Here is a 15460-nt window from a genome sequence, read left to right as displayed (position 1 = left end):
TTCCGGGCATAAAAAAGCCGGGTTTCCCCGGCCTGATCGGCTTTAGTTAAACCGCGCGCTCACCGCCGCAATCCGCTCGCCAAATTTCACCGCCGTGTCCAGGTCGCCGGAGGCCATCGCCTCGACGCCCGCATCGGACGGGGACTGGACCAGCAGCCCGACGGAGCCGCCGAGGTTGTTGAGATCCTGACGGGTGGCCGCCTGGGTGTTGGCCGGCAGCATCCCGAGGCTAATCCAGATCCCGCCGTGCTGGGAGGCGAGGGTCTGCAGATACTGGAGGGAGACCTGCTTGTCGCCGTTCAGGCTGGCGCTGTTGCTGAACCCGGCGAAGAGTTTGTCCTGCCAGGCGCGGCTGAACCAGGGTTTGGAGGTGGCGTCGGCAAACTTCTTAAACTGCCACGGAACGCCGCCCATATAGGTCGGTGCGCCGAAGATAATGGTTTTCGCTTCGTTAAGCTGCTGCCAGTCGCTTTCCTGGATATCGCCGTTGTTATCGATGGCGATAAGGCTGGCGTTTGCCCCTTCGGCGACTCGCTCCGCCACGACTTTGGTATGGCCATAACCTGAGTAATACACCACAACAGTTGTCATTTTGTCTCTCCGTTGATGAATTGACTGCTTACTTTTCTTTTCCGCCGAAGAGGGCGTATTTGCCCGCGCCGAGGAACATGATGCACAGCCCGCCGAGGAAATAGAGGGCTTCGTTTTCCAGACCCCACGCGCCAACTTTAGTCAGGGTGAAGAATTTATCCATCCCGACCAGCAGCGTGGCGACCAGCAGGTTAAACGCATAGATAAACGCCGCCTGGCGGGTGAAGAGGCCGATAATAATCAGCACCGGCGTAATAATTTCCCCGACAAAGACGCCGTAGGCGATAAAGCCCGGCAGCCCTTTGGCAATCAGCATAGCGGCGATCCAGTCGACGCCGTGCTCAATCTTCGCCACGCCGTGGAACAGCATCAGAATACCAAAGGTGAGGCGCAGCAGCAGCTTGCCAAAATCCGGGTGGCTGGTGGCGCGAATAAATGCGTTATTTAGCGAAGCGATCATGCCTTTTTCCTTAAAAGCCCTGGCGGGCGGCGAGAGTTTTTGCCATTTCTGGCGCCTTAGTATCAAATAGAAACCTTGCTCAGGGTTATACACGGCCCGTCCGGCTTGCGAAAGAAGGCACCCGGAGGGCACTACGTATCCTCAAGGAAACCTGCTAAGAGAGTTGGCCGTCATGACAAAGCCGTTTATGCCGTACGATATTTACGATAACCGCTGTCCGACGCGCGATATGCTGGCGCGTCTGGCGGATAAGTGGGCGCTGCTGGTACTGGCGCGTCTGGAGAACGGGCCGATGCGTTTTAACGGCCTGAAGCGCGATATCCGCCAGATCACGCAGAAGGTGTTAACCCAGACGCTGCGCAAGCTGGAGCGCGACGGCATTATCGCCAGAGAGGTGTTCTATACGGTGCCGGTGGCGGTGGAGTACAGCCTGACCCCGCTGGGCCGCACCCTGACCGAGACGGTGTCGGTCCTGGCCCACTGGGTGGAACATAATATGGATGCGGTGCTGGCGGCGCAGACGGCATACGACGAAGCGAATCGCCCGCAGGCTGCGGGCTGAGAGACAGTTAGCGGCGATTGCGCCTTGCCACGCGTCGGTACAGGCGTTTTATGTGGCAAAGGATCGGACGCAGCAGGGTTATCGCGTCCCTGAAGGTGAATAATCGTCCGCGTGGGTTTTCCTGAAATTCCATATTTCCTCCTTGTTGGTTCTCTGCTATTCCTTTAGTCGATATCCAGCCGGAACAGGCGCTGCAGGGCGCGCCTGCCGCCGTCGGTGATGCTGACCTCCCGATACCCCGGGGTTCGCTCTATCCAGCCCTTTTGCTCCAGCAGCGTCAGCAGGGCTGAACCGGCATCGCCGCCCAGGTGGAAGCGTCGTTCGCTCCAGTCCAGACAGGGGCAGCAGGCTTTGCGACGTGGGCGCGGATCAAGGGCTGCGCCGAGATCCTGAAAGTGCGTTTTGCCCAGCGGCGTCAGCGCGGTTCCGTCGGCGGTCAGCCATTTTTCATCCAGCATAAAGGCGTAAATCTTCACGGCGACCTCCCCGGCCAGATGGTCATAACAGGTCCGGGCATGGCGGAGATGGCGGGGTGTACGGGTCGCTGGCGTCCGACTGGGGCGCATGGAGATGCCCATCAGATTTTCCAGCAGTCCGGCGATCTCATGCCCGGCCAGGCTGTAATAGCGGTGCCGTCCCTGAGAAAGGCAGCGAATCAACCCGTTGTTGAGCAGTCGCGTCAGGTGCCCGCTGGTGGTGGATGGTGCGATCCCGGCGACGGCACTGAGTTCGGTCGCGGTCCAGGCCCGGCCATCCATAAGGGCGCAGAGGATACTGACCCGGGACGGGTCAGATATCGCGGCGGCGACGGAGGACATCGCTTTTTCCAGGGAACCCTGTGGCTCCTTGTCATCATCGGTTGTCAGAAGACTCATTCCGCTGTGATTTCCCATTGGCGCGTCACTTCACCTGCCCGGACGTCATCTTCCGTAAGAAGGATCAGCCGGTTACTGTGATCGCTGTACTGTACCAGGATGCGAATGCCGCTTTGGGCAATCGCCTCCGCGATGTCGCCCAGCTCACCGGGGCGTTTTTGAGGAAGCTTTCTGATCAGCGGGCGGCAGACGTTTTTAACATTGAAACCGGCATCGGCCAGCACCTGAAGGGCTTTTTCACCGTCCTCCACCAGGAAATGCGCGTGCCCGCCTTCCGGCGTCGAAAATACGCCTCCGCCCTCCAGACCGACGCCGTTGCGGCCCAGCAGTTTACCGAGTGCGGCAAGCGATCCGGGCGCATGGCCGAGAACAATATGAATATCATACATGGTGGTGGGTCTCCTTATCCGATGTGTAATCCCTGAACACGCGGGCGACGCGTATCCGGTAAAATGAAAAAATCGAGGTCTTTCCTTCCTGCTGCGCGGCCTGATGCATCAGGTTACCTTTCCAGCGGGCCACGGCGGCCTCGTCTTCCCACCAGGAAAGCGACAGGATCTTGCCCGGGGCGCTCAGGCTTTGAAAGCGCTCAATGGCGATAAATCCCGGCACGTCGGCCAGTAAAGGTCCCAGCTCAGCGGCGATCTGGAAGTAACGCGCCTGCGCGTCGGGGCGGGCTTGTGCTTCAAAAAGTACGGCAATCATCTCTTCACTCCGTAGGGCATCTGTCGCCAGCATAGAGCGGCCTGATACCCCTTGCTTCGGCCAGGACCGAAATATGCCCGGCCATGAGTACTGCTTTGTTCCCGACGGCCAGTAAGTTATGCTCCGTATCGATACTAAAATTCGTTCACTGCGGCTGGCTTCGCCGCCGTTGAACGCTGTGCAAAATCAAGGATTTGACGAGAATAATGACGGACAGAGGATCGACGGCAAATACCGTGCAGCGTAAGCCGCAGCATAACCAACGGCTCAAGGCGCTGCTTGAGCAGGCCGCGCAGGATATTGAAGCGGCAAGGTCTGAGGACCAGCTGGTGGCCGTGATTGAGCGGGTGAAGGCCTTTGATGGTCCGCTGGTCTATCATTTTGTCTGGTCTAAAGCGCTGATGATTGTGCCCTGCGTGATTGCTGGGCTGATGAGCCTCATTCATATCGCTATTGCCAGCCCTTCGATCTCCGAAGAGTTCCTGCTGACGATATGGTTCCCCTGCGGCGTGATTGCGCTGTGCGGCTTTATGTATATGTCGGGTAAAAACGGACGGATACGCAAGCTGAGCGAACGGCTTTATATCCGTAATTTGCTGCTTGATAACCGCCTTCGGGAGCTTGGGGCGGAGCTGCCCGCGCTGCAGCAGCGGCTGCTGACAGATTTTTTTGAGCTCCGGCGTGGGAATCACTCTCGTCAACTGAAGGCGGGCTATGAGGGATACTATCAGGGCCATACGCACGCGTTTACCTACCGTTTTTACCATCTTCACTATGTGGACAGGCGTACGGAAACCTATACCGACAGTAAAGGGAACAGGAAAACGCGCACGGTCGATACCCATTTTGACCGCTACGGCATTGTGATGCCGTTCCAGTTTGTCAGCCAGATGGCGATCCTCAGCACCCGAGTTGATGGGCTAAAAGGCGTCTCTTATCAGCCTTCATCTAACCGCTTTAACCGGCAGTTTAAGGTGCTTGCGGGCACGGAAATGATCGCGGCACGCTTTTTAAAACCGACAATTGTGCTGGCCTGCGAAGAGGCGGCCAGCCGCTTTAAGGCCTTAAACCTGGAGTGTAATGCCCAGGCCAGTCTGTGCATGTCCTTCGGCAACGGCGAGTGGATCGCCAGCGCCCGACAAAAATATGACTTTAAGACGCCTGACGCCTTTATTGCCGAAGTGAAGGAGCACACCGTGCTGCCTGAGCTTCATGCGGCGTTAGATTTTATCCATACCTTGATGGTGTATTCAGACAGCAATTTTCAAAAGGCAGGTGAATAATGGACGTGATTATCCTGGGTGGGCTGGCGGTAGTGATACTGCTGGTGGTAGTGATTTATAACGGTATTATCAAGCGCATGAACGCCGTTGCGCGGGCCTGGGCCGATGTGGTGGTTCAGGAGCGGCAGAAGAACAATGTGATCCCGGCGCTGGAAAAAATCGCCGGCGAGTACAAAGAGTATGAGGCGTCCATCATGACCCAGGTCACCGAGCTGCGCGCGTCCCTGAAGCGGCTGGATACCCGGGAGGTGGATCTCGGAACGCTGGCGGAAACGCGGACCAAAACGGTATCGCTGCTGAGCGGTCTGTACGCGGTCGCGGAAAACTATCCTGACCTGAAGGCGTCGGATCTGTTCCGCAATCTGATGACGGAAATCACCGAGCAGCAGGAGAATGTCGGCGCGGCGGTGCGTATTTTTAACCGCAACGTCGAGGACTTTAATAACGGGATTGAAACCTTCCCTAACTCTCTGGTGAACGGGGTGCTGAATAAGAAGAAGAAACTCGATACCTTCAGCGACTCTCAGGCCGAAAGCGGTTTCGAATACCGGCCGAATATCCACTGATTGTCCTGTATCCCGCGGCAATATCGCTCCGACAGGTCGGACGTGCTGCCGCCATTTCCCCTTCTTTTTGTAAGTATAATCCGAATATTTCCCTTAAGTGGCTAACACTATGTTTTTAATCGACAATTAAACCGATCGACTAAAGACGGGAGCCGCAATAGATGGTTTAATAATGTACTTTACCAGCTCGCCGCAGAGGGAGAAGTATGAAAAGGATTGTCGCACTGGCCATCGGTCTGGGAATGAGTTCGTCCGCACTGGCCTGGGCTATTGCTGAAAAACCACACTATGAGCGCCAGGAGTCCGTCGAGTACGTTCATGGTCAAAACGATGATGATGATAAAACACAGGCAGTCCATCGTTCTGACCAGGACCGTAGTACCGGGCGCTATCACAGCGGTCAGCGCTTTGGCTGGCAAATCCAGAATGAGCAGGATCAACAGCAGCAGTAGCCCGTCTTAAATCAGTTTAATTCCGCTATCGGTGATGTGGTGCTCTGCCGGGCTGTCGTCCAGCCCGAGCAGGTTGATAAACTGGTTGAGCTCCGCATCCCCCCGCGCATCAAATTTCTCCATCAGCCGGTATTTATGCGTATACACGGTTTTGGCCGACACGCGCAAAATGCGGGCGATACACTGAATGCTGTAGCCCTGTCGCAGATACTTCACGATTTGCAGTTGATTACGCGACAGGTGGCGGCATCGACACCTGGCGCAGCTCGGTGGCGAAAAGGTGCAGGATGTCCCCGCTCGCTGTCGCATCAGCCTCTGCGTCAGGCGTGTCCGAAGCCGGGACCGCGCTTCATCGCGGCGGACAATAATGATGTCCTGAAAGCAGGAAGGTAAATCCTCGCTGAGGAGGATTCCCTGCTTGTTATGCAGGCTAATCAATACACTGTGCGGTTTTCTGAACCGGAAATTTGGGTGGCAAAAATAGAGCAGCAGCGACGGTGAATTCATCACGATAATGTCTGCCTGACTGATACCGGCCGCGGAAAAGTCATCGCTTATCCGCAGGTGGGTTTCAGGCCCCATAACGCTGCGGATGATGGCGATTAATCCGTTCATCAGGTAGTAATTGTCATTCTGGCTGAGTATCAGCACATCATCGCGGTATGTCATCGTCTCTATGCCCGCGTAAACTCGTCTTCGTGGCTGAGGCGTCCTCTTTCCAGCGTCAGTTTTCCGCTGTCTTTTAGCTCCTTCAGTACCCGGCTTATCGAGCTTTTGGACAGATAAGAGCTGTGCTCAATCAGGTACAGGGCGGAAAAACGTCGTTTTAAGTGCGATGGGATCTTTTGCCAGCGGTCGAGCAGCGCGATGACCTGGTCATGTGAATTGCTCTTGCTGAGCAGGATGTAATTCATCAGGTCGGTATACTGACCTGACATGATCGACATCACGTCGTCGAGGAGGTCTTTTTCCAGCACCCGTTTCCAGAAAAAATCATACTCGACATAGCTCACTTTGCCGTAGTCCACTCTCTCCAGATAGAGGGGAGGCGCGTCCAGCGACGGGTTGACGCCCATCACAAAGGGGGCTGAAAGAATATTTAATATCTTATTTTCGGTCTGCAGCTTAAGTAAGAAATCGCCTTCAAGGATAAAAAACACCCGTCGTGCATCACCCTGACAAAAGTGGTAGCGGCGCTTTCCGCGTGATATTTCATCCGGATTGGCTACCTGCGCGTGACCGGCAAAGTAATCAATCACGCTTTCATGATTCTTAATCACTCTGTGCATATTCCACACTCCATACGGTCATCCTTAATTGCGGATAATATGAAATTAGCCATCAGATAATACCTCATGTTCGGTGTCATTAATTACACACTATTCTTAGTGTGTTTTTGAATGTTTCGCATAAAAGCTTATACACGCAGATTATTAAATCGCGTATTAACCGCTGGTGTTGTAAACCTATTCTGATTTTAGAATGGGTATTTGGGTGCATTTAATCAGCCGGGCACGATTTTCGCCACCCTCCACAGCATCAAATTTTATATTGCCATAATAGATCCCGTGTTGTTGCTTTGTTTAATTGAGAGCAGACCAACAGATTTTCGTATGACAACCTTTAATGATGACAATATACAATCCATTTTGGGGTGAGATGTTAAGTTGCGTATTCGCACCTCATCGATGAATTTGTTCGGGGTGGCAAGCTCACGGGGTATACGCTAGCTAAAATTGACGGCATGGTAAACGTTAATTCTAAATTATTTCCATATTCATTATTTTAAGCTGGCATGATTGTCATAATTGACTTTTTGTCCCGTTCGCTCTGCGGCAAGAGGGTCAGGGACGGGCGACCCGGCGTACTATCGTACTCGGCCGCGATTGTCGAGGAAAGCGTAGCGTCCCGCCCTGGGAAATAGTCGCTTCCTTTTTGGGGTTGCTGTTATCGTCTTGTATGTAAAAACATTATAACTTATATAAATCAATGCATTACTTGCATTTGATTCTGCGCTATTTCATTCTTGCGCTCGCGCTGGCAGCCAGTGATGCATTCCTGGTGACGTCGCGTATACTCTCTGTACTTCCGCCACTTTTTATTCGCAGGTAGCTGAATGCTTTACACTATTTCCGAGGCGATCGTCTTTAATTCCGATGACGGGACGCTGACCCGAGTCCAGGATAATGACGTCGTTAAGCTCAGTATTCCTGCCGGCCGCCTGCTGGAGGTGCTGCTGAATGCGCCAAATGGCTTTATCGATCGCGAATCCCTGTTAACGGAAGTCTGGGATAATTACGGACTGCGCGGCTCGCACGGCAACCTCAATCAATATATCAGCATCCTGCGTCGTACCCTCGCCGCCATGGGGTGTGAAGAGCTGATCGTGACCGTCCCCAAAATGGGGTTCAGGATCAATCCGGATATTCCCGTAACGGTGACGGAGCCCGCTCTGCCCGCTCTGATTGATGCGCCGGTAGACGCGATGCCGGACGCACAGGTTATTGAACCGCTTAAGGAGCAGGCCGTTATCGCGGTACCGCCCCCTTCGACGTCATTTCTGCGACGCCAGCTTGCGCCGATCCTTCTGTTCGCGCTGGTGCTTGGCCTTGCCGGTTTTGCCGCGATCAAGCACCGGGAGTGGTCCGTTCGCGAGATTATACCGATTGGCAGCAGGATAGATGAAAACTGCCGGGTGCTCTATTTGCAGAATCTCGGGCCGAAGGACCGGGAGAAGATGAATACTCAGGTAAAAGCGATCTTCACGGAAAATGCGCTGGTCTGCGATAAAACCCGGCTGGTGCTGGTGGATAACTACACCTCTGAATCGACAACCAACCTGGGACGAACCTTACTTTCCTTCTGTCGGATAGGTTCGAACAGAGAGGTGGTGGATTGCCAGAACTTTTACTATTACGACCGGAGGATCCAATGAGCAAAGCCAGACCCTTTATTCTGGCAGGCCTGGGGATTCTGGCCGCGCTGCTGGTTGCCTATTTAGGCTATGGCTACAGTCGCTACCCCAGCATGCCCTTTAAATGCACCACCTTTACCGTTTACGACCTCAGCCGCGATCGCCAGGCGTTAGTCCTGCGACTCTCTCAGGATCTGCGCTTGCAGGATCGGGATTCAGGTTATTTCCTGGTGAAGGGATATGCCCTGAGCCAGGGAACAACCCTGGTCGTCAATCGCATGCTTAACCTGAAGGATGGCGGTCCGGTGGATAGTGATACCTTCCGCTACCGCATCAGCGATATCACCAAAGGCCCAAACGACACGCTGCCGGATGCGCTATTTGAACAGTGGCTGAGTGAGATTATCACCCGGCCCGGCGTGTTTCAGATCGACGTGGTGGAAGCGCCATCCGGTGCCTGGCTAATTGGGAGTCCGGTGTCATTTTTGTTTACCTGCAAACCTTATTGAACGGATATGGATATTGAGGGGTAAATTCATCAGGGCAGCTTAATAATTACGAGTGCCTCCGGAGGTGATGTTAATATCAACCTGCGGAGGTTTTTTACCTGTGTAAGTAAGATCTTAATTCCAGGCTCTTTCAACGTTTCGGGTGCCTGGGGGTTAAGTTAGAGATGAAATTAATATTCATTTAAAATGATATTTTCACTTTTTTACCTCACTAAAATGATGGGGTTGCCCCTTTTTTTCAGTAAAATATTGCACTTGTTATTAGGATATTCATTCCCTAACCTATTAACGCTTTTAATTAACAGGAAGTTGAGAGGGAACTTATGCGTAAATGTATTTTACATTCAGCTATTGCTATCATTACCGGCTCCGCATGCATGGCGGGTTATGCCGCAAATTCTGCCAGCCTGTCCATTACCGGGACGATTAATCCGGTAACCTGTGATGTCACCTTAAGTGCGCCATCCATTGACCTTGGCATTATTCCGGCATCAACCCTGGCGCTGAGGAACAATATGCTGGAGGGGAACGACGTGACGGTCGACGTTGACTGCGGTGGCCCGGCGACCATTGCCATCCAGACGACGGATAACCGTCGTACCAGCGCGATGACCGTGGCGGAGGTTGCGGACGAATTTGGTACTCAGTCGGCTGCTTTTAGTGACCCGATGTTCTTCGGTTTAGGGGTCGACAGCGCCAGCAAAAAAGTGGGCGCGCTGATGCTGGGGCTCACCGCCGCAAGCGTGGATGGCGCAACCAACGCCCATATTCTTGTCGGCACGGATAAACTGGCCTGGACGAAGAAAACCGCCTCAACCACTACCGCGCTGTTCCTGGATAAAGACGCGTACTTCGCCTCGGCGGCCGATGCGAATGCCAGCGAACCGATGGCATTTACCCGAGCGGCCTACACGCTCTCTTCGGGTATTTTTCTGAGAAATGCCGATAAATACCCTGCCGGTGAAGTCGTCAATATCGATGGCAGCATCACCTTCTCCGTCGTCTATTTATAATCACTCAACCGCCCGGTGAAGGTGATAAACCCTCGCCGGGCGCGGGCACGGCTATGTCTATTCTGATTAAATTTCTCTCGGCGTTTTTTCTGAGCGCTTTGCTGATGACCGCTGCCCGGGCGGCCGGGATGCGGCCGGAAGTGCCGGTCGTGTTTCTCGACGACGGCCTTCGCGAGGCCACCATTACTGTCATGAACACCGACAGCAGTCCGGCATTGCTCCACAGCAGTCTGCAAACCCTCCCTGAAGATCGTGAAAATCGGCTGATTATTACGCCACAGCTGGTTCGCGTGGACGGGGGCAAAAAACAGCAGATACGCGTGGTGTTGAAAGACGGCATTACGCTGGATACACAGCGAATGCAGCGGATTCAGTTTACCGCCGTCCCGCAGGATGACGGCAAGACCAACCGGACGCGGGTGCTGATTGGCCAGAATATCCCGGTGATCATTTCCCCGGCGGATTTGCCCCTGAATACCACCCCGTGGACCGGGCTGACACTCCGGCGCGTGGGTTCATCGCTCAGCATTGCTAACCCGACGCCGTATATCGTGCGCTTAACCCGTGAGGTTGATGTGCTGCCGGGCCGGCACTCGGTCACGCTGCCGAAAACCTATATTCTGCCGGGTGAACGCTTTTCCCTGCCGCTGCCCGACGGCGCGCTTTCCGTTCGTCTGCATCCGGTGACCCGCTTCGGGATCCTGACGACGCCGTTTGACGTCCGGCTGTGACGGGAGCGGCCGTCGGTGATAAAAAAGATCCTGTTCTTCAGTACGTATCTGGTTTCTGTCGCTGCCGCGGGCGGCAATCACTACGATCGCGAAATGCTCAGCGCGCTTGGCTACGATACCCAGGCGGCAGATTTACTGGATGCCGGGACGCACTTTCTGCCCGGTGAGCATCCCACCCATATTGTCGTTAACGGGCAAAACAAAGGTCTGCACCGCATTACCTTCGGCCAGGCCGGTGTGCCCTGCTGGTCCGCTGGGCAACTGCGTAAGCTGGGTATCGATCCGCACAGTTTTGATGTTATTGACCAGACCTGCCTGACGCCGTCGCCCGGCAGCAATATCCGTGTTACGGAGCAGGTCGAACGCAGCAGCCTTGAGCTGCAGATCCCCGCGAATAGCCTCCTGAGCGATGTGCAGTATGCGACCGGCGGCAGGGCGCTGATGGTGAACTATGACGCCAGACACTATGCCTGGCAGGCCCGTTCCGGTGGGGATCACAGTGCGCAGACCCTGACGTCGGAAGTGGGGGCCAATATCAACCACTGGATTATCCGCAGCGGCCAGAGCTACACCCGGCAGGACACGCAACGTCACTTCACCCGTCTCTATACCTGGGGCCAGCGCTCCATTCCCGGCTGGGCCTCCGTGTTGCAGATCGGCGAAATCACGACTGACGATCCGTTATTCTCCGGGATTGCCCTGACCGGGGCGCAAATCGTGCCGGAGCGGGCGCTGCAGAACGGCGGTGGCAATCGGGTCTCCCTGGATATTCTGCTATCCCAGGCGGGAACCGCCGAGGTCTGGCAGGGCAATATTCTGTTGAAAACCTTCCCGGTCACCGCCGGGATGAACCGGCTGGAGGGGATACCTGCGCTGAACCCGCAGGAGGATTTTGTAGTGATCAGTCATGACGAGACCGGCAGCCGTCGGCAGCAGACGATCCCCTGGATTCAGGCCCGGCCTGATAACGCGATGATGGTCACCGGCACCTCACTGGCGGTGGGGCAACTGCGCTTAACCCGGCAGGACTGGCCGCTGCTGCTGGGGTCTACCGGGGTTTATCACCGTCAAAACCTGGACGTGGCGGCGGGCGGACTGATTGCAGAAACCCGGCAGGCCGTCTCCTGGCGGGCCAGTATGCGCCTGACCGAACGTCTGCTGGCTACCCTCTCTCAGACCGGGACGCTGGCCCGCGACGGGAGAAAAAGAAAAGGATTTAGCCATCAGCTTGGTCTTGGCTATCCGGTCACTCAGCGGCTCTCCCTGTCCGCCTCTGCGAATTTCCGCAGTCGTGATTATGTGGAGGCCGGCAGCGCGTGGTCGGTACAAAACGGAACGGGAACGGGGCAGGTCAAAGCGCAATATGCCGCCGGAGTGAACTATAGCCAGCCCTGGCTCGGGGCGTTTTCGTTTTCCGGTAGCCTGTCGCAGACCCGGCAGGGGACGGAAACGATGGGCTATACGCTGGGATGGGGAAGAACCTTCGGCAACGTTAACCTGAATCTGGGCGTGCAGAAAAATCGCCTGGCGGACGACCGCGGCCGGCATGATACGCACTACGTTTCTCTGAATATCGCCATTCCTCTTGGTCCGGGCCGCAGCCTGCGAAGCTGGGTCACTCATGACGGCGAACGGACGCGGACGGGAATGGGCTACGACCAGACGCTCAGTGACAAATTTGCCTGGAGCCTGTCGGGCGAAAAAGGTCAGCGGCAGGCGTCCTCGATTGCCAGCTCCGCCCTCTGGACCAACACATACAGCCAGCTAAGCGCTGGCGTTGCCCGCAGCGACAGCAGCGTCCGCTATAACCTGGGCGCACGCGGCGGGGCGGTACTGCACGATGAGGGGCTGACGTTCACGCCGCGTAAGGTGGGGGACACTTTCGGGGTGATTTCCCTTAACGGTCCCCGGCCAGACGTGGAAATCCGTACCCCGGCGGGGAAGGTCTGGAGCGACGGTAGCGGTCACGCGATCGCCTCATGGACGCCGTGGCAGAAGAATACGCTGCAGATCAACAGCCACAGCCTGCCGAAAAACGTCCAGGTTCTGAGTGGGATTGCCGACGTGACGCCCTGGCGCGGGTCGGTGGTGCCGGTATCACTCCCGGCGTTCACCGTACGCCGGGCGCTGGTCACCTTTCCGTCGGGTGAAGGGCCGGCAGCCGGCAGTGCGGTGAAAAATAAGGGTGGCGCGCTGGTTGCCTTCGTCAACGAAGACGGCAGCCTGTTCTTTGACGATTTACCGGACGGGACGCTGTTCGGGCAGTTGCAGGACGGTACGCGCTGCGCTATCCAACTGACCTCGCCCTGGGTGGCGGACCCCGGCTCTCTTTATGCTTCACTTTCCGCGAGATGCGTCTTATGAATCCTTTATCCCTGCTGCTGACCGTTGGGTTGCTGAGTAGCGCCGCCGCCTGCGCGGAATGTGATATCCAGCTGAGCGATGCTCAGGTGAACTATGGCCAGACGACTCGCAGCGAGTTGCTGGCTCAGTCGGGGAATAGCTTCTCCTCCGGTGAGTTGCGTGTTGGCGATGCGCGGGAGCTGGAGGTGATGGTCAGCTGCGATCGCCCGACGCCGCTGACCCTGCAGTTTATCGGGCCGGAAAAAGCGAGTGACAGCTATCGCTTCGGCGCATCCGGTCGCGTAACCCTGGTACTGCACGATGTGATGATTGACGATCGACGGGCAGAGATGGTTCGCGGCGAGACGCGCGACGCGAAAATGGCCTTTCGCGCCGGTCAGCCGCTGAGTTTCTGGTCTGCCGGTAGCCCGGCCAGCGGGCGCGTTCTGCGCGCCAGCCTCACCGTCACCGCCTGGATGCCCTCGGCGGCGACGCGGGTGACGGATAGCGAGCTATGGCGACTGGACGGCAGCATAGTGGTTGGGGGGACTGAATAACCGACGTTTCAGGCCTGGGTTGTCGCCAGATAAGAGAAGGTGCTCAGCAGTCGGATAAGGGTCTGCATATTCTGTGCCTCGTAGCTGACGGTTACGCCATCTTCCCGCACCACGCCGGGGACCAGCTGGAACAGATCCGCCAGTACCGGACGTGACGCCAGCAGCTCCAGGCGGTAGGGCGCGGTAATGCGGGTGGTGTTCGTGGCGCTTATCTCATGCAGCGCCTGCTGGGCGGCTTTGCGTATCCGGGTCTGCGCCTCGTGGGGGCTGAGCGACTCGGCGGCGGTATGGGCGATGGCCCGCTTTACGCAGGCGTAGCCGGTTGTCGGGTAGTGCTCGGCTATCCAGCCCTGGAGCACATCATCCCCGGAGACCAGCAGCAGCGGGACGCCGTGTTCCGCGCCCGCTGCGGCGTAAATATCGGTTTCGCCCATCACCAGGCCATTGATCTTAATCCGCCAGAAGGCACGGCCATTAATGGTATGGGCCAGCACGCCATGCTCCCCGGCCGCGCTGTGATAGCCAATAAACATCATCCCGTCGAAGCCGCCCTGTTCAAGGCCATCCACCATCGACAGCAGGCGCGGTTTGCCCTGCACCAGCCGGGCGCGGGCGTCGATATTCTCCGCCCGCAGGTTGGTCATCTGCGCATGGCTGTCCGCTACCACAACCTCGGTTGCGCCGCCCATAAACGCGCCCTCAATGGCCGCGTTGATCTCCTGCTCCATCAGGCCACGGGCAATCTGATACTCCGCATGGCCGGGCGAACACTGCTCCGGGCGCATCACGCCGGCAATGCCTTCAATATCGGCGGAAATAAAAATCTTCATGGTTTATCGGTCCTTATCAAAGAGTAGAGGCCAGGGTATCAAGCACCGTGCGCAGGCCGGGACGGTGATGCTGGCGAAAGCCGGTGACCGCATCGGCGCTAAGCAGAGCGTCCAGCACCGCAAATTCAGTGGCCTCGGAGGCTGCGGCCAGCATTGGCTCAAGCGCCGCATCGTCCGGTGGCACAGGCTGCCGCTGGGTGGAGAAAGCGACCGCAATATCACCGGAGCCGTGGCCCCAGTAGCTGCCGGTACGACCAAGTCCCGCTCCGGCGCGGCGGGCAATGCGTTTGAGCTGACGGGTATCGAGCGGGGCGTCGGTCGCCATCACGATAATAATAGAGCCAGCGTCCCGCTGCGGCGCCAGACCCGGCAGCAGGGGCGCAATACGATCGCCCATCGGCACGCCGCCGGGCGTAAAAGCGTTCAGGGCGCCGTAGTTGGCCAGCACCAGCACGCCGAGCGTGGCATTCAGCGAGGGGATAAGACGTGAGGCGCTGCCGATCCCGCCTTTCATCGCAAAGCAGCTCATCCCGCGTCCGGCACCGACGCTGCCGCGGGCAAAATCCGCCCGCGCGCTGTCCAGCGCTTCCAGCGCCATTGTCTCGCTGACCGCGAGGGCCTGAATGTCGTTCAACCAGCCGTCATTGCACTCCAGCGCCAGCGGGTTCACCGTCGGCAGACTGCGACCCAGCTCAGGATTGCGGGCGATCGCCTGTTTGACCAGGGTGGTAAACAGGGTGCCGACCGCCAGCGTATTGCTCAGCAGGATTGGGGTCTGCAGCAGGCCCAGCTCCTCTATTTGCACCAGTCCGACCGGCTTGGCAAAGCCGTTCAGCACGGCGGCGGCGCAGGGCAGCGGCGCGGTAAACAGATTCTCCTTCGACGGCATAATCGCGGTGACGCCGGTCTGGATCTCGCCGTCGGCCAGCGTGCTGTGGCCGACGGTCACGCCCGGCACATCGCTGATGCGGTTATGCCCGCCCGGCGCGGTACGCGGGTGGCCCAGCGTGCCTTCCTTCCGCCACTGTTGCAGCAGAAGATCCTGCTGCTGGCGTAAAAACTCCGTCAT

At 57.0% G+C, this 15460-nt stretch carries 20 protein-coding genes; 10 read left to right on the top strand and 10 right to left on the bottom strand.

Annotation, left to right across the window (positions count from 1 at the left end; all coding sequences use genetic code 11):
- Window positions 1-42 precede the first annotated feature (42 nt).
- Both EDF81_RS14010 and EDF81_RS14005 read right to left on the bottom strand, forming a co-directional pair.
- The gene (locus EDF81_RS14010; RefSeq protein WP_123348729.1) at window positions 43-591 is read right to left on the bottom strand and encodes a flavodoxin family protein; all 549 of its coding nucleotides are present in this window, start codon (window positions 589-591) and stop codon (window positions 43-45) included.
- Between the two features lie 28 nt (window positions 592-619).
- Window positions 620-1051: a DoxX family protein gene (locus EDF81_RS14005; protein ID WP_123348728.1), complete on the bottom strand. Its 432-nt coding sequence runs from the start codon at window positions 1049-1051 to the stop codon at window positions 620-622.
- A gap of 172 nt (window positions 1052-1223) precedes the next feature.
- Here EDF81_RS14005 and EDF81_RS14000 point away from each other — a divergent pair, with 172 nt between their 5' ends.
- Entirely contained in the window at window positions 1224-1613 is a 390-nt protein-coding gene (locus EDF81_RS14000) for a helix-turn-helix domain-containing protein (protein WP_123348727.1), read from the top strand.
- 7 nt (window positions 1614-1620) lie between these two features.
- Here the strand turns inward: EDF81_RS14000 and EDF81_RS24270 are convergent, their stop codons facing one another.
- The 4 genes from EDF81_RS24270 to EDF81_RS13985 are packed head-to-tail and all read right to left on the bottom strand — an operon-like array spanning window position 1621 to window position 3193.
- A complete protein-coding gene (locus tag EDF81_RS24270; protein ID WP_260232706.1) occupies window positions 1621-1746 on the bottom strand; it encodes a hypothetical protein in 126 nt (41 codons plus the stop codon).
- Window positions 1747-1777: 31 nt separating this feature from the next.
- The gene (locus tag EDF81_RS13995) at window positions 1778-2488 is read right to left on the bottom strand and encodes an ArsR family transcriptional regulator (RefSeq protein ID WP_123348726.1); all 711 of its coding nucleotides are present in this window, start codon (window positions 2486-2488) and stop codon (window positions 1778-1780) included.
- Complete coding sequence (locus tag EDF81_RS13990; RefSeq protein WP_123348725.1) at window positions 2485-2877, bottom strand: amino acid-binding protein; 393 nt, start codon at window positions 2875-2877, stop codon at window positions 2485-2487. Before EDF81_RS13990 ends, EDF81_RS13995 begins: the two co-directional genes overlap by 4 nt.
- Entirely contained in the window at window positions 2870-3193 is a 324-nt protein-coding gene (locus tag EDF81_RS13985) for an antibiotic biosynthesis monooxygenase (protein ID WP_123348724.1), read from the bottom strand. Before EDF81_RS13985 ends, EDF81_RS13990 begins: the two co-directional genes overlap by 8 nt.
- Before the next feature lie 206 nt (window positions 3194-3399).
- Between EDF81_RS13985 and EDF81_RS13980 the strand changes: the two genes are divergently transcribed.
- The 3 genes from EDF81_RS13980 to EDF81_RS13970 all read left to right on the top strand — a co-directional run bounded on the left by EDF81_RS13980 (window position 3400) and on the right by EDF81_RS13970 (window position 5494).
- Complete coding sequence (locus EDF81_RS13980) at window positions 3400-4476, top strand: hypothetical protein (protein ID WP_123348723.1); 1077 nt, start codon at window positions 3400-3402, stop codon at window positions 4474-4476.
- Window positions 4476-5042 carry a LemA family protein gene (locus EDF81_RS13975; RefSeq protein WP_123348722.1) on the top strand — a complete coding sequence of 189 codons (567 nt, stop codon included), beginning with the start codon at window positions 4476-4478 and terminating at the stop codon, window positions 5040-5042. The genes EDF81_RS13980 and EDF81_RS13975 overlap by 1 nt, the downstream gene beginning before the upstream one ends.
- A gap of 206 nt (window positions 5043-5248) precedes the next feature.
- Window positions 5249-5494, top strand: coding sequence for a hypothetical protein (locus EDF81_RS13970; protein ID WP_123348721.1), 246 nt, complete (start codon window positions 5249-5251; stop codon window positions 5492-5494).
- A 6-nt stretch (window positions 5495-5500) separates the two neighbouring features.
- Here EDF81_RS13970 and EDF81_RS13965 read toward each other — a convergent pair whose 3' ends face one another.
- Together EDF81_RS13965 and EDF81_RS13960 are read right to left on the bottom strand one after the other, a co-directional pair.
- The gene (locus EDF81_RS13965) at window positions 5501-6163 is read right to left on the bottom strand and encodes a helix-turn-helix transcriptional regulator (protein ID WP_123348720.1); all 663 of its coding nucleotides are present in this window, start codon (window positions 6161-6163) and stop codon (window positions 5501-5503) included.
- 5 nt (window positions 6164-6168) lie between these two features.
- The gene (locus EDF81_RS13960; RefSeq protein ID WP_123348719.1) at window positions 6169-6783 is read right to left on the bottom strand and encodes a helix-turn-helix domain-containing protein; all 615 of its coding nucleotides are present in this window, start codon (window positions 6781-6783) and stop codon (window positions 6169-6171) included.
- Window positions 6784-7610: 827 nt separating this feature from the next.
- Between EDF81_RS13960 and EDF81_RS13955 the strand changes: the two genes are divergently transcribed.
- From EDF81_RS13955 to EDF81_RS13930, 6 genes are all read left to right on the top strand, one after another.
- Window positions 7611-8429 (top strand): winged helix-turn-helix domain-containing protein, encoded by an 819-nt coding sequence (locus EDF81_RS13955; protein WP_123348718.1) that lies wholly within the window; start codon window positions 7611-7613, stop codon window positions 8427-8429.
- Window positions 8426-8917 (top strand): FidL-like protein, encoded by a 492-nt coding sequence (locus EDF81_RS13950; RefSeq protein WP_123348717.1) that lies wholly within the window; start codon window positions 8426-8428, stop codon window positions 8915-8917. Before EDF81_RS13955 ends, EDF81_RS13950 begins: the two co-directional genes overlap by 4 nt.
- 377 nt (window positions 8918-9294) lie before the next feature.
- Window positions 9295-9930: a DUF1120 domain-containing protein gene (locus EDF81_RS13945; RefSeq protein WP_184999505.1), complete on the top strand. Its 636-nt coding sequence runs from the start codon at window positions 9295-9297 to the stop codon at window positions 9928-9930.
- 53 nt (window positions 9931-9983) lie between these two features.
- Window positions 9984-10661 carry a fimbria/pilus chaperone family protein gene (locus EDF81_RS13940; protein WP_123348715.1) on the top strand — a complete coding sequence of 226 codons (678 nt, stop codon included), beginning with the start codon at window positions 9984-9986 and terminating at the stop codon, window positions 10659-10661.
- Window positions 10662-10676: 15 nt separating this feature from the next.
- Window positions 10677-13025: a fimbria/pilus outer membrane usher protein gene (locus EDF81_RS13935; RefSeq protein WP_123348714.1), complete on the top strand. Its 2349-nt coding sequence runs from the start codon at window positions 10677-10679 to the stop codon at window positions 13023-13025.
- A complete protein-coding gene (locus tag EDF81_RS13930; protein ID WP_123348713.1) occupies window positions 13022-13561 on the top strand; it encodes a hypothetical protein in 540 nt (179 codons plus the stop codon). The genes EDF81_RS13935 and EDF81_RS13930 overlap by 4 nt, the downstream gene beginning before the upstream one ends.
- An 8-nt stretch (window positions 13562-13569) precedes the next feature.
- Here the strand turns inward: EDF81_RS13930 and EDF81_RS13925 are convergent, their stop codons facing one another.
- A complete protein-coding gene (locus EDF81_RS13925; RefSeq protein WP_123348712.1) occupies window positions 13570-14391 on the bottom strand; it encodes a M55 family metallopeptidase in 822 nt (273 codons plus the stop codon).
- A gap of 16 nt (window positions 14392-14407) precedes the next feature.
- Window positions 14408-15460 carry a P1 family peptidase gene (locus tag EDF81_RS13920; RefSeq protein WP_123348711.1) on the bottom strand — a complete coding sequence of 351 codons (1053 nt, stop codon included), beginning with the start codon at window positions 15458-15460 and terminating at the stop codon, window positions 14408-14410.

It is taken from the genome of Enterobacter sp. BIGb0383 (assembly GCF_003751845.1).
Taxonomy (GTDB): Bacteria; Pseudomonadota; Gammaproteobacteria; order Enterobacterales; family Enterobacteriaceae; genus BIGb0383.
This window is presented reverse-complemented; position numbering and strand designations above follow the sequence as displayed.